Origin of the sequence: Massilia sp. BKSP1R2A-1, assembly GCF_050586525.1 — a bacterium.
In the GTDB taxonomy this organism is placed as follows: Bacteria; Pseudomonadota; Gammaproteobacteria; order Burkholderiales; family Burkholderiaceae_D; genus Telluria.
The window spans coordinates 321,821-343,373 of sequence record NZ_JBOBRE010000005.1; the positions used below are offsets into that span (position 1 = coordinate 321,821).

At 67.8% G+C, this 21,553-nt stretch carries 15 protein-coding genes; 8 read left to right on the forward strand and 7 right to left on the reverse strand.

Translation table 11 applies throughout. The features are described from left to right. Positions 1–14 precede the first annotated feature (14 nt). Complete coding sequence (locus tag ACQ7JA_RS10655; protein ID WP_430897369.1) at positions 15–1,280, reverse strand: Hsp70 family protein; 1,266 nt, start codon at positions 1,278–1,280, stop codon at positions 15–17. 152 nt (positions 1,281–1,432) lie between these two features. Here ACQ7JA_RS10655 and ACQ7JA_RS10660 point away from each other — a divergent pair, with 152 nt between their 5' ends. From ACQ7JA_RS10660 to ACQ7JA_RS10680, 5 genes are all read left to right on the forward strand, one after another. Further along, positions 1,433–1,936 (forward strand): DUF2244 domain-containing protein, encoded by a 504-nt coding sequence (locus ACQ7JA_RS10660; RefSeq protein ID WP_430897371.1) that lies wholly within the window; start codon positions 1,433–1,435, stop codon positions 1,934–1,936. A 132-nt stretch (positions 1,937–2,068) separates the two neighbouring features. Then, positions 2,069–2,980: an isoaspartyl peptidase/L-asparaginase gene (locus ACQ7JA_RS10665; protein WP_430897373.1), complete on the forward strand. Its 912-nt coding sequence runs from the start codon at positions 2,069–2,071 to the stop codon at positions 2,978–2,980. Continuing rightward, on the forward strand, positions 2,977–3,855 hold the full coding sequence (locus tag ACQ7JA_RS10670) for a cyanophycinase (RefSeq protein WP_430897375.1): 879 nt from the start codon (positions 2,977–2,979) through the stop codon (positions 3,853–3,855). The genes ACQ7JA_RS10665 and ACQ7JA_RS10670 overlap by 4 nt, the downstream gene beginning before the upstream one ends. Then, positions 3,852–6,452, forward strand: a complete 2,601-nt coding sequence (cphA, locus tag ACQ7JA_RS10675; protein WP_430897377.1) for a cyanophycin synthetase — start codon at positions 3,852–3,854, stop codon at positions 6,450–6,452. The genes ACQ7JA_RS10670 and cphA (ACQ7JA_RS10675) overlap by 4 nt, the downstream gene beginning before the upstream one ends. A gap of 196 nt (positions 6,453–6,648) precedes the next feature. Further along, positions 6,649–7,158, forward strand: coding sequence for a porin family protein (locus ACQ7JA_RS10680; RefSeq protein WP_430897379.1), 510 nt, complete (start codon positions 6,649–6,651; stop codon positions 7,156–7,158). A 188-nt stretch (positions 7,159–7,346) separates the two neighbouring features. Here ACQ7JA_RS10680 and cphA (ACQ7JA_RS10685) read toward each other — a convergent pair whose 3' ends face one another. The 4 genes from cphA (ACQ7JA_RS10685) to ACQ7JA_RS10700 form a co-directional block, all read right to left on the reverse strand. Beyond that, positions 7,347–9,977 carry a cyanophycin synthetase gene (gene cphA / locus ACQ7JA_RS10685; protein WP_430897381.1) on the reverse strand — a complete coding sequence of 877 codons (2,631 nt, stop codon included), beginning with the start codon at positions 9,975–9,977 and terminating at the stop codon, positions 7,347–7,349. Positions 9,978–10,055: 78 nt separating this feature from the next. Then, positions 10,056–11,522 carry an iron-containing redox enzyme family protein gene (locus ACQ7JA_RS10690; protein WP_430897397.1) on the reverse strand — a complete coding sequence of 489 codons (1,467 nt, stop codon included), beginning with the start codon at positions 11,520–11,522 and terminating at the stop codon, positions 10,056–10,058. Between the two features lie 162 nt (positions 11,523–11,684). Next, on the reverse strand, positions 11,685–12,302 hold the full coding sequence (locus ACQ7JA_RS10695; RefSeq protein WP_430897399.1) for an isochorismatase family protein: 618 nt from the start codon (positions 12,300–12,302) through the stop codon (positions 11,685–11,687). Positions 12,303–12,428: 126 nt separating this feature from the next. Beyond that, a complete protein-coding gene (locus tag ACQ7JA_RS10700) occupies positions 12,429–13,829 on the reverse strand; it encodes an amino acid transporter (RefSeq protein ID WP_430897401.1) in 1,401 nt (466 codons plus the stop codon). Positions 13,830–14,198: 369 nt separating this feature from the next. On the opposite strand from ACQ7JA_RS10700, the gene ACQ7JA_RS10705 reads away from it, so the two are divergent. Next, positions 14,199–16,259, forward strand: coding sequence for a diguanylate cyclase (locus ACQ7JA_RS10705; RefSeq protein ID WP_430897403.1), 2,061 nt, complete (start codon positions 14,199–14,201; stop codon positions 16,257–16,259). A gap of 30 nt (positions 16,260–16,289) precedes the next feature. Here ACQ7JA_RS10705 and ACQ7JA_RS10710 read toward each other — a convergent pair whose 3' ends face one another. Together ACQ7JA_RS10710 and ACQ7JA_RS10715 are read right to left on the reverse strand one after the other, a co-directional pair. Continuing rightward, positions 16,290–18,284 carry an MHYT domain-containing protein gene (locus ACQ7JA_RS10710; protein ID WP_430897405.1) on the reverse strand — a complete coding sequence of 665 codons (1,995 nt, stop codon included), beginning with the start codon at positions 18,282–18,284 and terminating at the stop codon, positions 16,290–16,292. 314 nt (positions 18,285–18,598) lie between these two features. Continuing rightward, on the reverse strand, positions 18,599–19,558 hold the full coding sequence (locus ACQ7JA_RS10715) for a diguanylate cyclase domain-containing protein (RefSeq protein ID WP_430897407.1): 960 nt from the start codon (positions 19,556–19,558) through the stop codon (positions 18,599–18,601). A gap of 289 nt (positions 19,559–19,847) precedes the next feature. On the opposite strand from ACQ7JA_RS10715, the gene ACQ7JA_RS10720 reads away from it, so the two are divergent. Then, a complete protein-coding gene (locus ACQ7JA_RS10720; RefSeq protein ID WP_430897420.1) occupies positions 19,848–20,066 on the forward strand; it encodes a helix-turn-helix domain-containing protein in 219 nt (72 codons plus the stop codon). Between the two features lie 265 nt (positions 20,067–20,331). Further along, a complete protein-coding gene (locus tag ACQ7JA_RS10725) occupies positions 20,332–21,357 on the forward strand; it encodes an AI-2E family transporter (RefSeq protein WP_430897409.1) in 1,026 nt (341 codons plus the stop codon). The last annotated feature ends 196 nt before the right edge of the window (positions 21,358–21,553 follow it).

Genomic DNA, 21,553 nt, shown 5'->3' on the forward strand with positions numbered 1-21,553 from the left:
CTGCTCTATCTGCCTCAACCAAATCGGCGCAGCGCATCGAGCGCGAGACCCGCGCCGATGCTGCCGAACAGGTCGCCCTCGACCTTGCTGGCGCGCGGCAGCAGCGCTGCGATGCGTTCGCGCAGCAGCGACACGCCGCTCGAACCGCCGGTAAAGAAGACCGTGTCGACCGCATCCGGTTCCACGCCTGCCTCGCTGAACAGGCGCGTAACGGTGGCGCCGACCTGGTCGACCAGGCCGGCGATCGCCGCCTCGAACTGCGCGCGCGTGACGAGCAGCTGCTCGGGCGGCGACAGGCGGTCGAGTTCCATGGTGACGTCGGGACTGGCCGACAGCCCGATCTTGGCCGCCTCCACCTGGATCGCCAGCCAGTGCCCGGCGCGCTCGTCGATCAGCTTCTGCAGGCGCGTGAGTTTCGCTGGCTCCTTCGCGTCGCGCACCAGGTCGGCCAGCTGGGCGATGCTCTTGCGCGTGTATGCCTGGTTGATCGTGTGCCAGGTGGCGAGGTTGAAGTAGTAGCTGGACGGGATCGCGGCGCCCGACAGCATGGTGGAGCCGTGGCCGAGCAGCGGCATCACACTGGACAGGCTCAGGTACTTGTCGAAGTCGGTGCCGCCGATGTGCACGCCGCCGTTGGCAAGGATGTCCTCGCGCCGCTCGATGCGCCCGGCGCGGTCGGGTCCGAGACGCACCAGCGAGAAGTCCGAGGTGCCGCCGCCGATGTCGGCGATCAGGACCAGCTCTTCGCGCTCGATGCGCGACTCGTAGTCGAAGGCCGCGGCGATCGGTTCGTACTGGAAGGCGACGTCGCGGAAGCCCACCGAGCGCGCGACTTCCTCGAGCGTGTCCTGGGCGCGGCGGTCGGCATCCGGATCCTCGTCGATGAAGAAGACCGGACGGCCGAACACGGCGCTCTCGAACTCCCGCCCGGCCTGCCCCTCGGCGCGGCGCTTGACCTCGCCGATGAACTGCCCGAGCAGGGCCTTGAAGGGCAGTGCGCGGCCGGCGACTTCGGTCTGGCCGTCGATCAGGCTGGTGCCGAGCAGGCTTTTCAGGGAGCGCATCAGGCGCCCCTCGTAGCCTTCGAGGTATTCGGCCAGCGCGGCCCGGCCATACGTCACCTGCTCGTCGTCGGCGTTGAAGAACACCACCGACGGCAGGGTCGCCTTGCCGTCTTCCAGGTTCAGGAGGGACTGGCCGGCGCCGGAATAGCTGTCGCCGGCGAGCCAGCCGACGGTGGAATTGGACGTGCCGAAGTCAACGCCGCAAGCGCGCGCCATACGAAGCCTTATTACGATCGGAGGTTTGGAAGGGGCGACATGGTAACAGATAACGGGCTCTGCCGACACGCCGGGCGTGGCGTTTTTCCGCCCTGTGGCAAACTTGGCAAAGCACACGGTCAATATTGCCTCATTCACCACGAGCGCCAGGCATGGACACACCCATCGGCACCGATTCGCCGCTTCCAGCCGAATGGCTGATGAAGCGCAATTGCTCCCTGAGCCCGCGGCAGGCGCTGCTGGTCTATGCCCTGCTGTGCACGGCGACGCTCGGGATCGCGATCCTGTTCACCTTCCAGGGCGCCTGGATGGTGCTCGCCTTTGCCCTGGTCGAAGCGGCGGCGGTGGGCGCCGCCCTGCTCCATTACTGCCGCCACGCCCTCGACCACGAACGGGTCCTGCTGGAAGACGGCTGCCTGCTGGTCGAACGTGCCGACGGCCTGCGCAGGCACGCCGTACGCCTCGACCCCTCGCACGCGCGCGTGAGCCTGGCGGACGCCGGCATGCGCACCCTCGTGCAGATCGAAGCGCGTGGCGTGCGCGTCGAGATCGGGCGTTTTCTGACACCCTCCGCACGGCTCGATCTCGTGCGCGCCCTGCGGCGCGCCTTGCGCGGCGCCTCCCTTCTCTATCCGGGCCCTGGAAGATCCCTGTAAGCAAGCTCTTACACAAGCACGGCAAGGGTACCGATATGGGGCGTGGCTCCCACACCGGATAATCTCGGCATTGACTCCGTGACAACGGGGCTGAGCATTTTTACAAGCACAAGAACAAGGATCCAGGACTACATGAGCATCAATCAGCAAGCCGGCGCGGTCGTCGTGCATGGCGGCGTCGGTTCCTCGACGGACAACGAAGACGGCTGCGTGCTGGCGGCGCGCCGCGCACTCGGACAGCTGGAAGCCAACGGCAACGCCCTCGACGCCGCCATCATCGCCGTCGCTACCCTCGAGGACGACGGCCGCTTCAACGCCGGCAGCGGCTCCTCGCTCGGCCTGGACGGCGCCACCATCGAAATGGACGCCTCGATCATGGACACCCGCGGCCACCTCGGTACGGTCGCCTGCGTGCGCGACGTGAAGAACCCGGTGCGCCTGGCGCGCGCCATTGCCGACACGCCGCATGTGATGCTGGCCGGCGAAGGCGCCCAGCAGTTCGCACGCAGCCTCGGCATGCCTGCCAGCGAACCGATCTCCGACCACCAGCGCAGCGAACACCGGCAAATCATGAAGGAGCTAGCCGGCTCGGTACCCCTCATGCCGGGTATCGACAACCGCCTGTTCGACCGCTTCTGGAACTACAAGACCCCGCTGCAGCTGCCGATATCGAAAGCCTGCGACACGGTCGGCGCCGTGGTGCGCGGGCCGGACGGCCACTTCGCCGTGGCCTGCTCCAGCGGCGGCTCGGCGCCGCGCCTGCTGGGCCGCGTGGGCGACAGCCCCATCATCGGCTGCGGCTTCTATTGCGGCTCGCTGGGCGCCATCGCGGCCACCGGCATTGGCGAACACATCATCCGCCACCTGCTCGCGCGCACCGTCTACGGCTGGCTGGAACAGGGCATGGCGCTGGAACAGGCGCTGCGGCGCGGCGTCGATCTGTTCGACAAGGACGTCGACATCGGCCTGATCGGTGTGACGAAGACCGAGGCCGGCGCCTACGCCAACCAAGCCATGCCCCATTCCAGGATGACCCAGCGATGAGCGACACCGACAAGCAGCAGAAGAACGGCCACCTGGTGATCATCGGCGGCCACGAAGACCGCAAGCGCGAAATGGAGATCCTCTCGCGCTTCGTCGAACTCTCCGGCGGGCCGGACGCCAACATCCTCGTGATCACGGCGGCCAGCACGGTGCCCGACGATATGTGGAGCATGTACGACAGCGCCTTCGGCGCCCTTGGCGTCACCCGCCGCAACCACCTGGAAATCACCAGCCGCCAGGAGGCCAACAGCGAGGAATTCGTGCGCCAGGTCGCCGAGGCCGACGGCATCTTCATGACCGGAGGCGACCAGAAGCGTCTGCTCGCCCTGCTGGGCGGCACCGCCCTCGACGCGGAGATGCACGTCGCCCTCAAGGTGCGCGGCGCGACCATCGGCGGCACCAGCGCCGGCGCCTCGGCCATGTCCGGCCACATGCTGGCCCAGGGACGTGTCGAGCTGCATCCGGAAAAAGGCTCGGTCAGCCTCGGCGCGGGCCTGGGCTTCCTGCACCGCGTCGTCATCGACCAGCACTTCTCGGAACGCCAGCGCCTGTCGCGCCTGCTGACCGTGGTCGCGCAGAACCCTTATTTGCAGGGCATCGGGATCGACGAGGATACCGCCCTGGTGGTCGAGCGCGGCGTCGGCATCGAGGTGCTCGGCCAGGGCGCCGTCACCATCGTCGACGGCCGCACCATGATCACCAATGTGGCCGACATCAAGGACCGCGACACCCCGGAGCTGATCGACGTGCGCCTGCACCTGCTGCCGGCCGGTTCCAGCTACCAGCTCCCCGCCGCCCTGGACCCCGGCAAGGGACTGCCGCCGCCGCTGCTCGATTTTTTGGAAAATGTAACGAAACGGAACCCGATCCAATGAGACTCAAGGAACAACGCCTGCTACGCGGCCCCAACCTGTATGCCGACAGTCCCTGCCTGATGGCGGTCGTCGATGACGCCGCGACCAAGTCCCCCGGCTTCGCCGCCCGCCTCTTCGCCCTCCTGCCCGACCTACCGCCGGACGCCGCGGTGCGCCTGGCCGACGAGGCCCTGCTGGTCGAAGCCCTGGAACCGGTCGTGATGGAACTGCAGCGCCTGGCCGGCGCGCCCGGCGCCACCGGCGCCACCCTGGCCGTGCCGGGTGCGCCGCGCATGCGCCGCGTGGTCTGCGGCTATGCGATCGAGCAGCTGGTCGTGGAAGCACTGCGCACCGGCCTGGAACTGGTGCGCGCCGTCGCCGAGGACCGTCCCTTCGACCTGCACGATGCCGTCGCCCAGCTGCACGAACTAGCCGAGCGCCACGCGATCGGCACCAGTACCGGCGCCGTGGTCCAGGCCGCGATCCGCCGCGGCATTCCCGCGCAGCGGCTGACTGCGGAAGCGAATCTATTCCAGCTCGGCTGGGGCAGCCGCCAGAAGCGCCTGCAGGCGACCATCACCTCCGCCACCAACTCCATCGCCGTCGGCATCGCCAGCGACAAGCAGCTGACCAAGACCCTGCTCGAACAGGCCGGCGTGCCGGTCCCGGACGGTGCCACCGTCACGTCGGAAGCCGAAGCGCTGCGCGTGGCCAAGCGCCTGCGCGGCCCGGCCTGCATCAAGCCCCTCGACGCCAACCAGGGCAAGGGCGTGACCACCAACTGCGCCACGCCCGAGGAGGTCGCGCGCGCCTTCGCCCATGCGAAGAAGTACGGCCGCCACGTGATTGTCGAGGAACACCTGGCGGGCCGCGACTACCGCGTGCTCGTCACGGGCAGGAAGATCGCCGCCGCCTCCTGGCGCCGCCCGCCCTGCGTGACGGGCGACGGCCACAAGAGCATCCGCGAGCTGGTCGAGATCGAGAACCGCAACCCGGCGCGCGGCGAAGGCCATACCAACATCCTCACCAAGATCCCGATGGACGCGCTGGCCGAGGAGACCCTCGCCAAGCAGGGCTACGGCTTCGACACGGTGCTGGCCGCCGGCGTCAGCGCCGACCTGCGCGGCAACGCCAACCTGTCCACCGGCGGCACCGCCGAAGACGTGACCGACCTGCTGCCGGAAGAAACCCGCGACATCTGCATCCGCGCCGCCCGCACGATCGGCCTGGACATCGCCGGCATCGACATCGTCTGCCAGGACATCTCGAAACCCTTGCGCGAGCAGCATGGCGGCATCATCGAAGTGAACGCCGCGCCCGGCATCCGCATGCACCAGTATCCGAGCCGCGGCACCCCGCGTGACGCCGGCGCCGCCATCGTCGACGCCCTGTTCGGCGACTGCGACGGCCGCATCCCGACGGTGGCCATCACCGGCACCAACGGCAAGACCACGACGTCCCTGCTGATCGCCCATGCCACCCGCAGGGCGGGCCTGCGCACCGGCGTGACCACCACCGAGGGCGTCTACGTGGACGGCGTGCTCACGACGAAGGGCGACTGCACCGGCTACCATTCGGCGCGCAGCGTCCTGTCCGACCCGGGGGTCGACTTCGCCGTGCTGGAAACGGCGCGCGGCGGCATCCTCAAGCGCGGCCTGGCCTACGACCGCGTGGACGTGTCGGTGGTGCTGAACGTCTCGAGCGACCACCTGGGCCTGGACGGCGTCGAGACGCTCGACGACCTGGCCAGGGTGAAGGCGGTGGTGGCGCAGCGCGCCTCGCGCGCAGTCGTGCTCAATGCCGAGGACGACTATTGCGTCTCCATGGCCGCCAGCCTGCGCGATGGCGTGGAAGTCATCTACTTCTCGCTCGACGCCGACAATCCGACGCTGCTGCGCCACCTGGAAAACGGCGGCCGCGCCGTCTACCTGCAGGACAGTCAGCAGAAAATGAGCCTGGTGCTGGCCAACGGCGCGCGCCACGAAGCCCTGCTCGACGCCCGCCAGATGCCGGTATCCCTCGGCGGCGCCGCGCGCTACAACATCGCCAACGCCCTGGCCGCGGCGGCGGCGCTGATTGCCCACGGCTTCGGCAACCACGAGATCGCCGACGGCCTGCGCGGCTTCGTCTCGGACGCCAAGCACAACCCGATGCGCTCGAACGTGTTCGACGTTGACGGCGTGACGGTGATTGTCGACTATGCCCACAACTGCGCCGCGTACGCTGCGCTGGCCGAGAGCGCACGCGCCATGAGCGCCGGTCGCCTGGTGGGTGTAGTCGCGGCGCCGGGCGACCGCCGCGACGCCGACCTGATCGACATCGGCCGCACCTGCGCCGCCGGCTTCGACGACCTGGTGGTGTTCGAGACCGAGAACCGCGGCCGTGCCGAGGGCGAAACCGCCTCGCTGCTGGTGCGCGGCGCGCAGCTCGGCAGGATCGCCCAGGACGCGCTCACCGTGGTGCTGCAGTCGCACCGCGCGATCCAGCACGGCCTGTCGCTGTGCCAGTCCGGCGACGTGCTGGTCTTCGGTTGCGGCACCACGATCTCGGAGCTGACCGATGCGCTGCGTCCGACCCGCCCGGACCTGGCCCGCAAGATCGAAGCGGAAGCAGTCTGAGCCGTCACCGCGCCAACGTGCAAGCGCCCCGCTCGCCGGGGCGTTTTACTTAAGCACGTCTTAAAAACCTAGATACATATGTGTCAACAAGGCCAACTTCTTGCATTTCGTTACAAATTGATATTTCCTTCCTCCTGCTCAGCTGTTACCTTGCCGATTCGAAATTCAGCTTTCTGAAGGATTGGAAGGAAGACGCATGCGGAAATGGTTGGCTGTCCTGTTGCCGGCTTATGTACTCGCCGGGCTTGCTTACGCGGCCGGCCCGGAGGCCGAGAACCGTCCCGGCGCACCGCAGGCCTATGCAGGCCTGGGCGTCGGCCTGGTCGACTACAGCGGCGGCGGCAGCAAGGCCAGCCCGAAACTCTTCGGCGGCTACGAATTCACCAACAAGCTGGCCATCGAGGCCGGCGGCGTGGACTTCAAGAAGGGCTACGGCATGTACATCGCGGTCAAGCCGACGCTTCCCCTGAGCGACAGGCTGTCGGTCTACGGCAAGCTTGGCGTGGCCAGGAGCCGTCGCGAGATCGTGCTGCCCGCCGCGCCGGCGACCAGGAAGTCCGACACGGGCGCCTATGGCGCCTTCGGGCTGCAGTATTCCGTCACGCCGAACACCGCCATCACGGCCGAATACGAACGCTTCGGCAAGAAGAAGGACACCGGCGCCAAGGAAGACGTCTGGACCCTGGCCCTGAAGTTCTTCTTCTGAGTTGAAGGACAGCTTTTCGTAGGGTGGGCGGTCCTCCGCCCACGCGTTCAACTCATGGATGCGACCACGCGACGCCACTGCCATTTAAACGCGTGGGCAAAGGATTGCCCACCCTAGCACACCGAGCTTCTCGTCCGATCAAAAGCAAAGCGGCCCGCGGGCCGCTTTGTCGTTTGAAGGGACGGTCTTCAGACCTGCCCCGCCACCAGGTCCGCGCTTTCCGGATCGTTGACCCGCAGCGCGTCCACGAAGACCTGCAGCGACGAGCCGCATGCGAACACCAGCACGTCGCCCGGACGGCACAGCGACAGTCCGTGGCGGATCGCCTCGCCCACCTCGATCACGCGGTGCAGGGTGTCGCTGATGCCGGCCGCCTCCTCGGCGCCCTCGAGGATCAGGTCGACGGCCTCGCCGATCTCACGCCCGCGGCTCTGCGACTCGTACACCACCAGCTCATCGAAGCGCTCGCCGCAGACCCGGCCCACTTCCAGCAGGTCTTCGTCGCGGCGGTCGCCCGGTGCGGTGACGATGCCGACCAGCTGGCCCGGCAGCAGCGCCCGCGCCATTTCCGCCATCGCCTTGTAGGCCGCCGGATTGTGGGCATAATCGACGATCACGGTCACGCCGCGGATGTCGAACATATTCGTGCGCAGCGGATTGGTGCGGCCGTTGGACACGAAGGTCGACAGTCCGGTGGCGATCTGCAGGTTACTGAAGCCCGATGCCATCAGCGCGGCGGCGGCGGCCAGGCTGTTGGCGATGTTGAAGCGCGCCCGCCCGCCGAAGGCGACCGGCATGCTCTCCACGCGCACCAGCTCCTGGTGCAGGTGGCCGTCGGCGACCACCACCGCATTGTCCTGCAGGTAGACGCCGCGTCCGCCGTCTTCCAGGTGCTGCAGGAAGACCGGATTCTCCGGATCCATCGAAAAGTACACCACTTCGGCCTCGGGCTTCACGCGGCGCGACATCGCCACGCACAGCGGATCCGCGGCATTGAGCACCGCCACTTTCGAGGCCGACTGCGCGATCACGGCCTTCACCTGCGCCAGGTCTTCGACGGTGTCGACGCCGTCCAGGCCCAGGTGGTCGGCCGCGATATTCAGCACCACGCCCACGTCGCAGCGATCGAAGGCCAGGCCGCGCTTGAGGATGCCGCCGCGCGCCGTTTCCAGCACCGCGAACTCCACGTCGGGCGAGCCGAGCACGGTGCGCGCCGACCAGTAGCCGGTGCAGTCGCCCTTCGCCACCTGCTTGCCGTCGATGAACACGCCTTCGGTGGTGGTGACGCCGGTCACCTTGCCGGCCATGCGCACGGTGTGCGCGATCAGCAGGGTCGTGGTGGTCTTGCCATTGGTGCCGGTGACGGCGATGGTCGGGATGCGCCCGTCCGAATCACCCATCAGGCCCTGCACGATGGCGTCGCCCGCGTCGCGCGCGTCGCCACTGCTCGGATACTGGTGCATGCGAATGCCGGGGGCCGCGTTGACCTCGATGACGGCTCCGCGCTGGACGTCGAGCGGCAGCGCGATGTCGCGGCAGACGATGTCGATGCCGGCCACGTCCAGGCCGATCTTGGCGGCCGCGCGCACGCACAGCAGGCGCGTCGATTCCGGCAGCAGGTCCGTCACGTCTTCGGCAGTCCCGCCGGTGGACAGGTTCGCATTGCCGCGCAGCTCGGCCACCACGCCGACCGGCAGCACGCTGTCGAATTCGAAGCCCTGCTTGCGCAGCATGTCCGCCGCATGGTCGTCGAGGGCGATCCTGGTGAGGATGTTGGTGTGGCCGGCGCCGCGCGCCGGATTTTCGTTCTCGCGCTCGACCAATGCGCGCACCGTCGAGACCCCGTCGCCCACCACGTGGGCCGGGCGGCGGCAGGAAGCCGCGGCGACCTCGCCGCACGCCACCAGCACGCGGTAGTCGCGCCCTTCCACATGGCGTTCGACGATGATTTTTCGGCCGTATTCGCGGGCAAACGCGAAGGCGCGCGCGACGTCCTCCGGCGTGCGGCAGTCGACCGTCACGCCCTTGCCCTGGTTGCCGTCGAGGGGCTTGACGGTACACGGGGCCTTCAGGCGCGCCGCGGCGCGCTGGGCTTCCTCGACTTTCGTGACGACCGAGCCTTCCGGCACCGGCACGCCCGCTTCCTCGAGCAGGGCCTTGGTGAGCTGCTTGTCGCTGGCGATCTTCACCGCGATGAAGCTGGTGTCGCCGGTCGTGGTCGCCTGCAAACGCTTCTGTTTCGCACCCCAGCCGAGCAGGAAGAGATTGGCGTCCTCGGTGATGCGCTGGGTCGGGATGCCGCGCTCGTGGGCGGCGGCCAGCACCGCCGCGGTACTGGTGCCGATGGCATAGCGGGCCGCGATCGAACGCAGTTCATCGAGGTGCGGCGCCAGGTCGAAGGCCTCGCCATGGGCGAGCGCCGTGACCAGGTCGACGGCCAGCTCGAAGGCGGGCTGCACCAGCTTCTCGGACTGGTAGGCGACCACGATGCGGAACTGGCCCGGTTGGCCGATCACGGGACGGGTGCGGCCATAGCTCGCGGGGCTGCCGGCCAGGGTCTGCAGGTCGAGCGTCACCTGCTCGATCACGCGGCCGAGGTAGGTGCCTTCGCGCAGGCGCTGGGCGAAGCCGCCGCGCTGGCCGCTCGGCAGGAGCTGGCCGTGCAGCGACGGCAGCGCCTGCAGCAGGGCCTCATTGAAGCCGGGGAGGTCTTTCGAAGAGCGTCCATACAGGTCTTGCAGGTCGATCACACTGAGCAGGCAGGGTGAGTCGGCGTGGACGTTCGGTCCGCGCAGGAAGCGTTGTTCCAGGATTTGCACGAATAGATCCTTGTCGTGATTGTGGACGTGTCCCGGCGCGCGGCCGGGACACGGGAAAGCTTTTTGCGTCCAGCCTGGTCAGGCGTCGAACAGCCGCGTGTACATGCGGGTGGCCATCAGGCCTACCGCCGTATGGTGGATCTCGGGCGACATCAGGCCGCCCAGCAGCTCCATCGCTTCCTGCTTGCTGCCGCATGCCGCCACCTGCTCTTCCAGCAGGCGCAGCTCGTTGTCCTGCGACTCCAGGCGCGGATGACGGCGGATCAGGCCGCGCTCCGGGAAGTCGGCGCTGCGGTCCGCATGCTGGCCGAGGTTGTCCAGGGTGCGCTGGCGCGCGCGCCAGGTCATGCTGCGGGCGCCGTCGAGCTGGCTGCCGTCCGGTTTCGAGGTGATCCAGTCACGCAGCACCTGCTGCTCGTAGGCGCTGAAGACGCCGAACATCTCGGCCTTCTCGCCATGCACCAGGCGCCAGAAGCGGCTGTGCTCGACCTCTTCGCCGCGCTTGATCCAGCCGGCCTTTTCCAGCGCTGCCAGGAAGTCCGGAATGCGCGCCGGCTCCGTCAGCCAGTCGTTGACCGAGCGGCCCGCGACGCGGCAGTAATCCGAGTGCATGTTCTTGCCGACGCTGCTCTTGGCGGCGAAGATGTTCACGAGTTCCGCCTGCAGGTCGAACTCGGCGATCACCGAGGTGGTGCTGGCGCCCAGCTCGTTCAGGCGATAGCCGTCCAGCACGCGCCGGTAGAAGGCCTCGCGGTCGCCCACGCGCGGCATCAGCCCGGCGAGCGCCTGCACCGCCTTCTGGGCGTGGCCGCTGGCGGCATTGTCGACCGTGACGTGCAGGGTGAAGTAGTAGGGATCGATGCCGAACTCGTTGAGCTCGTAGGACGTGATCAGGAGGTGCAGCGGCAGCTGCTCGTAGCCGAGGTTGTAGCCGATGACTTCCGGCAGGAAGTGGTCGGCATCGTGGCCCAGGGCCAGCTGGATCGCGCCCTGCACGAAGTGGTGCTCGTCCAGGTTTTCCCAGCCCTCGCAGCCGTGGGTCGCCAGCAGCTTGCGGTAGATGGTGACGTGATTTTTGCTTGGCGCGCCCTCGCCCAGCTCTTCCAGGTAGGTCTTGATCAGCTCGTGATAGGCCGGGTGATCCCAGTGCCGGAGCAGGCCGTACAGCCAGGCGCCGTCGACCAGCTTGGTCGGCGCGACCGCCTTGATGAAGTAGAGCGCATGGGCCCGGCAGGAGAAATAGCGGCGTGGCGCGCCGTTCTTGCGTGCGGCCAGGTAGTCGCGGTACTGGGCGCCGACGGCCTCGGTGCACTCCTGGACCCAGGCCGGCAGTGCGGCAAGCGTGGATGGCAGGTCGGCGGGCATGGCCTGCACGGCCGCGACCTGGTCGGCGACGTAAGCGCGGGCCTCGTCGAGGTGGGATTGTGGCGCGTCATACAGCGAGAAATACAGTCGCTTGGCGCGCTCGCGGTTGGCGGACGGGCCTGCGGTGGCGTCGCTGGCGGCGGTGGCCGCGCTTGCGTCGGCTAACAGCATCGAATTCATGTATCTCGGTTTCTGTTGTTGGCGTCCTGGGACGATAAGCAACATTATCCGGACTGGGCTATTGCCCGAAAATCGGCTCGCGCGCTGAGAGGATGTAAGAAAGGGATTACAAAGTTACAAAACCTGGACAGCCCAGGGCTTGCATCTCTTTTAACTTCCCGATCACGGCAGCGCGCCCAGCGACAGGTCGCCCACCAGGCCGCCGCCGGACAGCCGCACCGGCACCGCGCCGTGCGAGAGCATGCGCGCGATCGCCCGGTCGCCGTCGCCCGGCGTGACCTCGACCGCGCGCGTGCCCTCGAGGGCCAGCAGGATCTCGAAGCCGGCGTCGATGCCGTCGAGAACGGTGTTCAGGACGCAGTAGTCGGTGGCCAGGCCGCACACGGTCACGCGCTTGACGCCGTCGGCGAGCATGCTGCGCGCGAGGCCCGTGCCATTGAAGGCGGAATATGCGTCCTCGTGCGAGGTGGCGGCCTTCGAGATGACGATGGCGTCCTGCGGGAGCGAAAGCAGCCCGGAGAACGCGGCGCCCGGGGTGTCGGCCACGCAGTGCGGCGGCCACGGCCCGCCCTGGGCGGCGAAGGAGCAATGGTCGTTCGGGTGCCAGTCGCGCGAAGCATAGACCGGCAGGCCGCGGCTGGCGTACAGCGCAATGAGCGTGTTGATCGGGTCGATGACGAGATCGCCCCGGGGCACGCCCAGGCTGCCGCCCGGCAGGAAGTCGTTCTGCAGGTCGACGATCAGGAGGGCATCGCCCTTGCCGAGCACGATGGCGCTCATGGAAAACTCTCCGTATCCGATGGGAGCCCAAGCTTACCATGCTGGCCATGAAACGACAGCGCCCGCCCCCTTTGCAAGGGGCGGGCGCCGGGTCAGGCCGCTGCCTCAGGCAGCGCTAGTTGGCGTTCAAGCCTGCGGATTGTTCAGCAGCGAGCGCTGGCGGGCATACATGAAGTACACCACCAGGCCGATCGCCAGCCAGATGATGAAGGCCACCCAGGTGTGCCAGCTCAGGAAGGACATCAGGGCCAGGCAGAAGATCACGGCCAGGGCCGGGATCACCGGCACGCCCGGGCAGCGGAAGGCGCGGTGCAGGTCCGGACGCTTCTTGCGCAGGATGATCACGGCCACCGAGACCAGCGAGAAGGCGGCCAGGGTGCCGATGTTGACCAGCTCGGCCAGCACGTCCAGCGGGACCACGGCGGCGATCAGGCCGAACACGATGCCGACCATCCAGGTGGCGAAGTACGGGGTGCCGTATTTCGGATGCACTTCCGACAGCTTGGCCGGCAGCAGCCCGTCGCGCGACATGGCAAACAGGATGCGGGTCTGGCCGTAGGCCATCACCAGCATCACGGTGCTCATGCCCAGGATCGCGGCCAGGTCGACGAAGCCGGCGACCCAGTCCTGGCCGGCGTATTGCAGGGCCAGCGAGACCGGGTGGTCGACGCCCTTGAAGTTCGGGAAAGGCACGATGCCGGTCATGATGGCGGCGACGATCACGTAGAGCACGGTGCAGACGGCCAGCGAGCCGATGATGCCGATCGGGAGGTCCTTGGACGGGTTCTTGACTTCCTCGGCGGCCGAGGTGACGGCGTCGAAGCCGATGAAGGCGAAGAACACCAGGGCGGCGGCGCTCATCACGCTGCCGAAGCCGAACGGCATGAAGGGAGTCCAGTTTTCAGGCTTGACGTAATTGACGCCGACCACGATGAAGAGGATCACGACGCCGGTCTTGATGATGACCATGATGTTGTTCAGGCGGGCCGATTCACGCACGCCCATCGACAGGATCCAGGTCAGGAAGATCATGATCAGGAAGGCCGGCAGGTTGAACATCGTGGCCACGCCGGGCTGGGCGCCCGGGGCCGCGCGCAGCGCTTCCGGCAGCACCACGCCGATGCCCTTGAGCAGCGACTGGAAATAGCCCGACCAGCCCACCGCGACCGTCGAGGTTGCCAGGCCGTATTCGAGCAGCAGGTCCCAGCCGATCATCCAGGCGACCAGCTCGCCCAGGGTGAAGTAGCTGTAGGTATAGATCGAGCCGGCGACCGGCACGCTGGAGGCGAATTCGGCATAGCACAGCGCGGCGAAGCCGCACGCCAGGGCGGCGACGACGAAGGAGAGGGTCAGGGCCGGGCCGGCGGTCACCGCGCCCGTGCCGGTGAGCACGAAGATCCCGGTACCGATGATGGCGCCGATGCCCATGAGGACGAGGTCGAACGGGCCCAGTACTTTCTTGAGGCCGCCCGGCTTCTGGGCCGCCGCTACCATCGTGTCGAGGTTTTTGGTTCTGAAAAGACTCACTGCTGGTTCTCCAATCAAAAATAGTATGGCTTCCGCGTCTCGTGGGCGCTGTTGTGTGCCGCCGGCAGCCGACCTGTGGGCCACCTGCCAGACTGGAACCGGCCTGGCCGCGCCTGCCGGCTCATGTGCGGGTGTAACATTATCACCAGAAAGTTGTTTGGAATCAAAGTAAAGTGATGAAAGTCGAATAATTCCCTTGTTTTAATCAAAAAACCACGCCGTTGCGCCGCAGTGACGTCAAGACCCAAGCAGTTTCCCTATTGCTTGATTTCCGTAAATCAACAGAACATAATCGTCCGCGTGACAGCATTCCGCTGCAACGTGCCGCGGCGCTTCCGCTGCCCACCCTTGCTTCCGCCGGCCCATACCATGCGCCCTCCACTGCCCGCCACACCAGGTTCCCGGTCCCTGAGCAAGGTCGCCCCGCTGGCGCTCTCGCTGGCGCTGGCTTGCGCGTGGCCGGCGGCCGGCGCCGCCGGGGGGCTCCCCGAGACGGGCGGCGCGGTATCGGCCGAACTGCGCCTGCGCGAACTCGGCCAGATGGCGGAACGCAACAATGCGAAGGCGCGCAGCCTGCTGCTCCAGGAAGGCGCCAGGTTCGGCGCGGATACCCCCTACCCTGTCCTGATTTCCTACCTGCGGCTGCTGCGCCGCTCGCACAATGACGCCGGCCAGATGCGCGACGCGTATGCGGTCGACGAGCGCATGATCGCGCTGGCCACGGCGCACCGCGACCCCGTCAACCTGGCGCTCGCCACCCTTGGCCGCGTGCACAAGCGCCTCAACGACAACGATCCGGCCGCCGCCATGGCGCTGCTGGAGACCCTGGTCGGCCAGCACCGCCTGCTGCGCAGCGCCGAGTTCGATACCAATGCCGAAATCGCCTACGGTGCAATCTACAACATCATGGGGCAGCACGACCGCGCCCTCAGCCACTATTTGCGCGGCCTCGAACTGGTGCAACGCCATCCGGACCTGTGGAGCCCGCGCGAAGCGGACGTGCGCCTGGCGCTGGCGCGCCTCTATGTGAATGGCGGCAACGCCGGAAAAGCCCTGGAAACCACCGCCGCCTATCGCGAGGCGCGCGCCGAGCGCAAGGGTGAGGACGCGATGACGCCGCGGGTCGAAGCGGCGATGCACTTCATGGACGGACGCGCCTACGTCGCGCTGGAGCAACTGCCGCAAGCGCATGGCGCCTTCAACCGGGCGCTGGAGCTGGCGCGCCGGCACGAGCTGCGCTCGTTGCAAGGAAATATTCTTGGCAATATTGCCGACGCCTGGCTGAAGGAGCACCGCTACGTCGAGGCCGAGCGCGCCGCGCGCGCATCGATCCCGATCGCCGAGGAAGTGCAGGACCAGAGCGTGATCCAGATGGCCTGGGCCAACCTGGGCTTCGCCCTGTTCGGACAGGGCAAGATGCAGGAGGGGACGGTCTACATCGAGCGCGTCGCCGCCGACCTGCGCAAGGCCGGCGCCATGCCGACCGTCTCCGCCCTCCTCGACGAGCAGGCCGCCGCCCTGGAGAAGGCCGGCCTGTACCGGCAGGCGCTGCAGGCGGTGCGCGAACGCGAGAAGATCCAGGAGTCGCTCGCCGTGGAGCGCCGGGACAAGGCGTTTGCGGCCTTGCAGGAACAGTTCAATGCCAAGCAGCGCGCGGCCCAGATCGAGCGCCTGCGCCACGAGAATGCCGCCAAGGACGCCGAGATCCGCAACCGCAAGCTGCGTTCCTGGCTGGCGACGGCCGGCGCCCTGCTTGCCTTCGGCCTGGCGGCGGTAGTGTTCGCGCTGTACCGGAAATCGCAGGCGACCAGCCGCCGCCTGGCGGAGCTGAACGCGGAACTGGCCTACCATTCGGCCCACGATCCGCTCACCGGCCTGTACAACCGTCGTTCCTTCGTCGACCGCATGCGCGACACCGACGCGCCGTCGGGCGACTGCTTCACCCTGCTCGACATCGACCACTTCAAGCGCATCAACGACCAGTACGGCCATGCCGCCGGCGACGCAGTGCTGGTCGAGGTGGGCCGCCGCCTGAACGAGGCGGTGCGCGAATCGGACATGGTGCTGCGCTGGGGCGGCGAGGAATTCCTGGTGTACTCGCAAGGCGTGACGCAGGCCCAGCGTCCGTTGCTGGTGCAGCGCATCCTGAACGCGATCGCGGCCGCACCGGTGGTGCTGGAAGACGGCACCACGCTGCGGGTCAGCGCCACCGCGGGCGCGGTCTCGCTGCCGCTGGTGTCGAATGCGACGCTCGGCTGGGAACAGGCGATCGCCCTGGCCGACCGCGCCCTCTACAAGGGCAAGGAAGCGGGTCGCAACCGCGGCTTCATCGTCGAGGACCTGGCGCCCGCAGCGCCGGGCGCCGGCAATGCCGAACCCGGCCTGCGGCTGCAGATGGTGCTGCCCGACATGTACTGGCAGCCGGCGTAGTAAACCACCCGGCCGGGCCGCGCGCCTTTTTCAGGTATCCAGCGGCGCGCGGCGCCGCGCGATGGCCACCACCGCCTGCAGCAGCGCGGCCGGACGCAGCGGCTTGGCCATGAACTCGTCGAAGCCCGCCTCCAGCGCGCGCTGCTGGTCTTCGCGCCGCGAGAAGGCGGTCAGTGCGATTGCCGGCATGCCGGCCAGCTGCCTGTCGCTCAGGCCGCGCACGCGGCGAATCAGCTCGAAGCCATCCATCGTGGGCATGCCGATATCGCTGATCAGGATGTCCGGCCTGTCGCCCGCCATCGCCCGCAGCGCCTGCTCGCCGCTGGTGGCCGTGACGATGCGTGCGCCTGTTTCCGACAGCACCTGCTGCACCAGTTCCAGCGAATCGTTTTCGTCTTCCACCACCAGCACCGTCAGGCCGTCCAGCTCGCCGCCTGCCCCGTCCGCGTCTCCGGACACGGCCGACGTGGCGGGTGCCGGCATGGCTGCGGCTCCTTGCGGATCGGTTTCCTGGACCTGCTGGATCGGCAGGTGCAGGGTGAAGGTCGCGCCGCGCCCCACACCGGGGCTGGCGACGGTGATCGTGCCGCCCTGCAGCTCGACCAGCTGGCGCGCGATCGACAGGCCCAGGCCCAGGCCGCCGTGGCGGCGCGAGGACGAGGAATCGGCCTGGCGGAAGCGGTCGAACACGAAGGGAAGGAATTCCGGATCGATGCCGGCGCCGGAGTCGGCGACGTCGATCGCCACCTCGCCGCCTTCGCGGCGCACGCTGACCAGGACCTTGCCGCCGCCGTCGGTGAACTTGATCGCGTTCGACACCAGGTTCGTCATCACCTGCTGCATGCGGGCCGGATCGCCCAGCACGGGACCGGCGTCGTAGTCGACTTCGGCGGACAGGTGGATGCCCTTGCCCATGGCCGCCGGGCGCGCCGTCTCGAGGGCCGCGTTGACGAACTCGGACGGCGTCACCGCGCGCACCTCGACCCGCACCTTGCCGGCCATCAGGCGGCTCATGTCGAGCATGTCCTCGATCAGCTGCGACTGGGCGCGCGCATTGCGTTCGATGGTTTCCAGGCCGCGCCGCAGCATGGCCTCGTCGCGCGCGCCCTGCAGCAGCAGCTGGGACCAGCCCAGCATCGCATTGAGCGGGGTGCGCAGCTCGTGCGAGAGCGTGGCCAGGAATTCGTCCTTGAGCTGGCTGATATTCTCGGCCTCCACGCGCGCCTTCTGTTCGCGCAGGTAGAGGGCCTGGCGTTCGGCGGCGGTCTCCAGCGAGGCGGCCAGGGTACGGTTGCGCATCTCCAGGCGGGTGTCGAAGATCGCCGCCAGCAGGGCGATTGTCAGCACCGCGCAGGTGGCCACCGCCACCAGGATCGCCAGGTGGTCCTGGTCGACGCCGCCGGCCGCCGCGCGGCACACGCTGCCCGCCTTGAAGTGCGCGGCGGCCATGCCGGTATAGTGCATGCCGGCGATGGCGCCGCCCATGACCACGGCCGCGCCCAGCTGCAGCAGGCGCGGATGCAGCAGGTTTTCGTTGAGGCGGAAGGCGATCCACAGCGCGCCGGCCGCTGCCCCGATGGCGATTGCCACCGAGGCCAGGAACAGCCAGGGGTCGTAGCTAATGGCCGGATCCATGCGCATGCCGGCCATGCCGGTGTAGTGCATGGCATTGATGCCCAGGCCCATCAGGAGCGCGCCCCAGGCCAGGTGGCGTCCGGCGATCTCGCGGTGCCGCACCTGCCACAGGGCCAGGCCGGACACCATCACCGGCAGCAGCCAGGAAACGAAGGTGATCGCCGGGTCGTAGGCGAGCGGAATCGGCAGGCGAAAGGCCAGCATGCCGATGAAGTGCATGGCCCAGATGCCGCTGCCCATGGCGAAGGCACCGCCGGCCATCCAGGCGTGCGGCGCCAGGCCCTGGGTCGCCTTGACGCGCATGGCCAGGCTCAGCGTCGTATAGGAGGCGAACATCGCGACCAGGATCGAGAGGAGCACCAGCGAGGATTCGTAATGGCCGATCAGCATAGGAGTGGGAATCGCGTTTCCATTCTTGTCCGCACCAGCGCAACGGCAACCTGGCACGCCGAGTGTACATGAGGCGGCTGGCTGCGGGCGCTATCGATTCTGCCGGGTCATGGCACCAGAACCGCGACCGAGTCAGGCGGGCTTTCCTGGTGGCAATTCTACACGAGCCAGATCTACCGGCGGGCGCCGTGAGGCGCCGGCGCCACACGGTAACTGCGGTGGACAATGCCGACCGGCTCAATGGTGCTTCGTAGGGTGAAGAGGATAGTGATCAGCATCTGACTTCAGCGGACGGCTGAAGGCCCCGGTCACTGTCACGCAGGGTCGCCGTGCCCCACGACCCGGTCACGGCCGCCGCGCTTGGCCGCGTACAGGGCCTTGTCGGCCGCTTCGATCAGTGCGGCCGGCTCAACCAGGCCGTCCTTGTCGAATGCCGCCACACCGATACTCAGGGTCACGTAGGGACGCACCGCGGCCGGCGCATGCGGCAGGTTCAGCGAGGCGACGTGGGCGCGGATCGCGTTGGCGTGGGCGCGGGCCTGTTCGAGTGTGGTGTCGGGCAGGATCGCCGCGAACTCCTCGCCGCCGTAGCGCGCCGCGACGTCGGCCGGGCGCTTGAGCATGGCGGCCAGGGCCTGGGCGACGGTCGTCAGGCAGGCGTCGCCCTCCTGGTGGCCGAAATGGTCGTTGTAGGCCTTGAAGGAGTCGATGTCCATCAAGAGCAGCGACAGCGCGCCGCCGTTGCGCTGGGCGCGCCGCAGCTCGCGGTCGAGCGCCACGTCGAAATGGCGGCGGTTGGCGATGCCGGTCAGGCCGTCCACGTAGGAACGTGCGCGCAGCGACTCGGCGTGGTCGAGCAGGCGCCGTTCGCGGTCGACCGCGTTGCTGACGTCGCGGATCTCGACCAGGCAGTAGCGCTCCCCGTCTTCGCTGAACGGGATCACGGCGACCGCCTGGTCGATGCGGGCGCCGTCGAAGCTGCCCGCCTCGCGCAGGGGAAACGGCGAGCGGCCCTGGGAAGCGGGGACGGTCGCTGAAATGTTGTCGGTCAGGGCCGCCAGCACCGCGCCCTCCACGCGCGAGCCGCGCAGTTCCGGGAAGACGTCAACGAGCGGCCGCCCCTGCACCCGCGCCGCCGAATAGCCCGAACGCGGCACCATCCAGCCATTCCACAGGACGATCTCCTGGGCGGCGTCGAGCACCACGATGCCGCAGTTGACGAGGTTGACGGCGCGCGCCAGCACGGCGCCGCCCGGTTCAGGCTTGGTATTCATCCAGTGAAACTAGTGTCAGAAAGAAACGAACGGATCATACCCGAGATTGCCGGCGCCGGGTCCGCCGCCCGCCGGGAGGGCCATCCCACAAGATGTATTGTCAAAAAGCGGGCAACTGTGATTTTTCGTGAGCCTTGGGACCCACCTTTCCGATTACGATCAAGGCCTCGGTGCGGAACTCGGGCAGATAGCCGGCCGCAAGCCGGTAACGAAACGTGTGAACGAAGGGAAGTACGACATGGCGGGCAAGATGATGGATGGAGAACTGGGCATGGATCTGGCGCCGGAGATGACCGCGCAGAACGCCGGCTGGCCGGCCGCGCCGCACGAGCTGCGCCGCCTGCGCATCCGCAAGCGCGAGAGCCAGGAAAAGTTCTGGAGCCGCTTCGGCGTCACCCAGTCCAGCGGCAGCCGCTTCGAAACGGGAGTCATGATCCCGCCGCCGGTCGCCATCCTGCTGCGCCTCTACGTCAACGGCACCCTCAAGGACGACGACCTGCACGGCTGATGCCGCCTTCCCGCCCCACCACGCGTGGGGCGGGAAGCTGTTTTCGCTTCTTCCATTTTTCAGAAGAAAACTTTCGGGAAACTACGCTTTTCCCGAATGGCTCAGATGCTTTATTCTTTCCCATCGTAAAATACGGCAATACTGCCGTCGCTTGCGATCATCGAATAAGGTAATGGACCATGAAGCGCCTCATCCACCCCGCCGCACCTGCTCCCCGCCGTCCTGACGCTGCGCCCCAGCGCGGCTGAACGAGGACCGGTCCAGGATGCGCGCTTCTTCCTATGTACTGCCGGTGGCCTTCGCCATCGCCCTCGGGCTGCTGCTGCAGCATTTCATCGGTTCCCTCGCCTGGGCCGGCCTGCTGGCCGTGATCACCTGGCCGCTGCACGAGCGCATGCAGGCGCGCGGCCTGCCGCGCATGGCCAGCGCCAGCGTGATGCTGTTGCTGCTGATCGTCGGTTTCTTCGGGCCCTCGCTGCTGCTGGTCAAGGCCCTGGGCAACGAGCTGGTCGGCCTGCAGCATCTGCTGGCCCGCCTCAACGAAGTCGGCATCGCGCCGCCAGGCTGGCTGTCTTCGCTGCCGGTGGTCGCGGAACGCGTCGTCGCGTGGTGGGAGGAGCATCTCGCCGTCCCGGGCGGCCTGAACGCGCTGATCCAGACCACGCTGGGCGACGTGATGCCCCAGCTCACCGGCGCCGCGCGCCTGTGGGGCTCGGCCATCCTGGCCAATGCCCTCTACCTCTTCCTCACCCTGCTGACCCTGTTCATCCTCTACCTGCACGGCCCCACCGTGGTGCGCTACGTGGACGGCGCCGGCGCGCGCCTGCTCCCCAATCACTACGGCAGGCTGCGCGCCATCCTGCCGCTGTCGGTGCGCGGCACGGCCCTCGGACTGTGCTCGATCGCCGTACTGGAAGGCATCGTGTTGGGCGTGGCCTACGCCATCGCGGGCGCGCCGGCGCCGGCACTGCTGGGCGTCCTCACCGGCTACCTGGCCCTGATCCCGGGTGGCGCACCGCTGTCCTTCACCATGGTCTCGCTGTTGCTGCTCGGCCAGGGCAATCCGGGCGCGGCCCTGGGCCTGTTCACCTGGGGCGCGGTAGAGCTGTTCATGGTCGACAAGTTCATCCGTCCGAAGCTGATCGGACACCGGGTCAACCTGCCCTTCCTCGCGGTGCTGTTCGGCCTGCTGGGCGGCGTGTCGACCCTGGGCGTGATCGGGCTTTTCGTGGGTCCGTTCATGATGGCGGTGCTGTTTGGCTGGCTGCGCGACGGGCAGTCGGCAAAATGAGTGGCTGTGTTCGCGTTAATTAGACTTTCGCAGCTGCCTTCACTACGCCTGTCGTATCGCAGCACATAGCCACTGCACTGGTGTACGCAACGCTTGCGCGTCCAGTAAGCGCTGCCACCCGGAATAGTTCGCCAGGTATCGGCTGGCCACGCCCTTGAAGCGCACGAGCCAGTTCTTGAAGCGGCTGTGCCAGCCA

Coding starts and splice junctions, on each gene's coding strand:
- ACQ7JA_RS10655 (WP_430897369.1), bottom strand. CDS start 1,280: ATGGCGCGCGCTTGCGGCGTTGACTTCGGCACGTCCAATTCCACCGTC.
- ACQ7JA_RS10660 (WP_430897371.1), top strand. CDS start 1,433: ATGGACACACCCATCGGCACCGATTCGCCGCTTCCAGCCGAATGGCTG.
- ACQ7JA_RS10665 (WP_430897373.1), top strand. CDS start 2,069: ATGAGCATCAATCAGCAAGCCGGCGCGGTCGTCGTGCATGGCGGCGTC.
- ACQ7JA_RS10670 (WP_430897375.1), top strand. CDS start 2,977: ATGAGCGACACCGACAAGCAGCAGAAGAACGGCCACCTGGTGATCATC.
- cphA (WP_430897377.1), top strand. CDS start 3,852: ATGAGACTCAAGGAACAACGCCTGCTACGCGGCCCCAACCTGTATGCC.
- ACQ7JA_RS10680 (WP_430897379.1), top strand. CDS start 6,649: ATGCGGAAATGGTTGGCTGTCCTGTTGCCGGCTTATGTACTCGCCGGG.
- ACQ7JA_RS10690 (WP_430897397.1), bottom strand. CDS start 11,522: ATGAATTCGATGCTGTTAGCCGACGCAAGCGCGGCCACCGCCGCCAGC.
- ACQ7JA_RS10695 (WP_430897399.1), bottom strand. CDS start 12,302: ATGAGCGCCATCGTGCTCGGCAAGGGCGATGCCCTCCTGATCGTCGAC.
- ACQ7JA_RS10705 (WP_430897403.1), top strand. CDS start 14,199: ATGCGCCCTCCACTGCCCGCCACACCAGGTTCCCGGTCCCTGAGCAAG.
- ACQ7JA_RS10710 (WP_430897405.1), bottom strand. CDS start 18,284: ATGCTGATCGGCCATTACGAATCCTCGCTGGTGCTCCTCTCGATCCTG.
- ACQ7JA_RS10715 (WP_430897407.1), bottom strand. CDS start 19,558: ATGAATACCAAGCCTGAACCGGGCGGCGCCGTGCTGGCGCGCGCCGTC.
- ACQ7JA_RS10720 (WP_430897420.1), top strand. CDS start 19,848: ATGACCGCGCAGAACGCCGGCTGGCCGGCCGCGCCGCACGAGCTGCGC.
- ACQ7JA_RS10725 (WP_430897409.1), top strand. CDS start 20,332: ATGCGCGCTTCTTCCTATGTACTGCCGGTGGCCTTCGCCATCGCCCTC.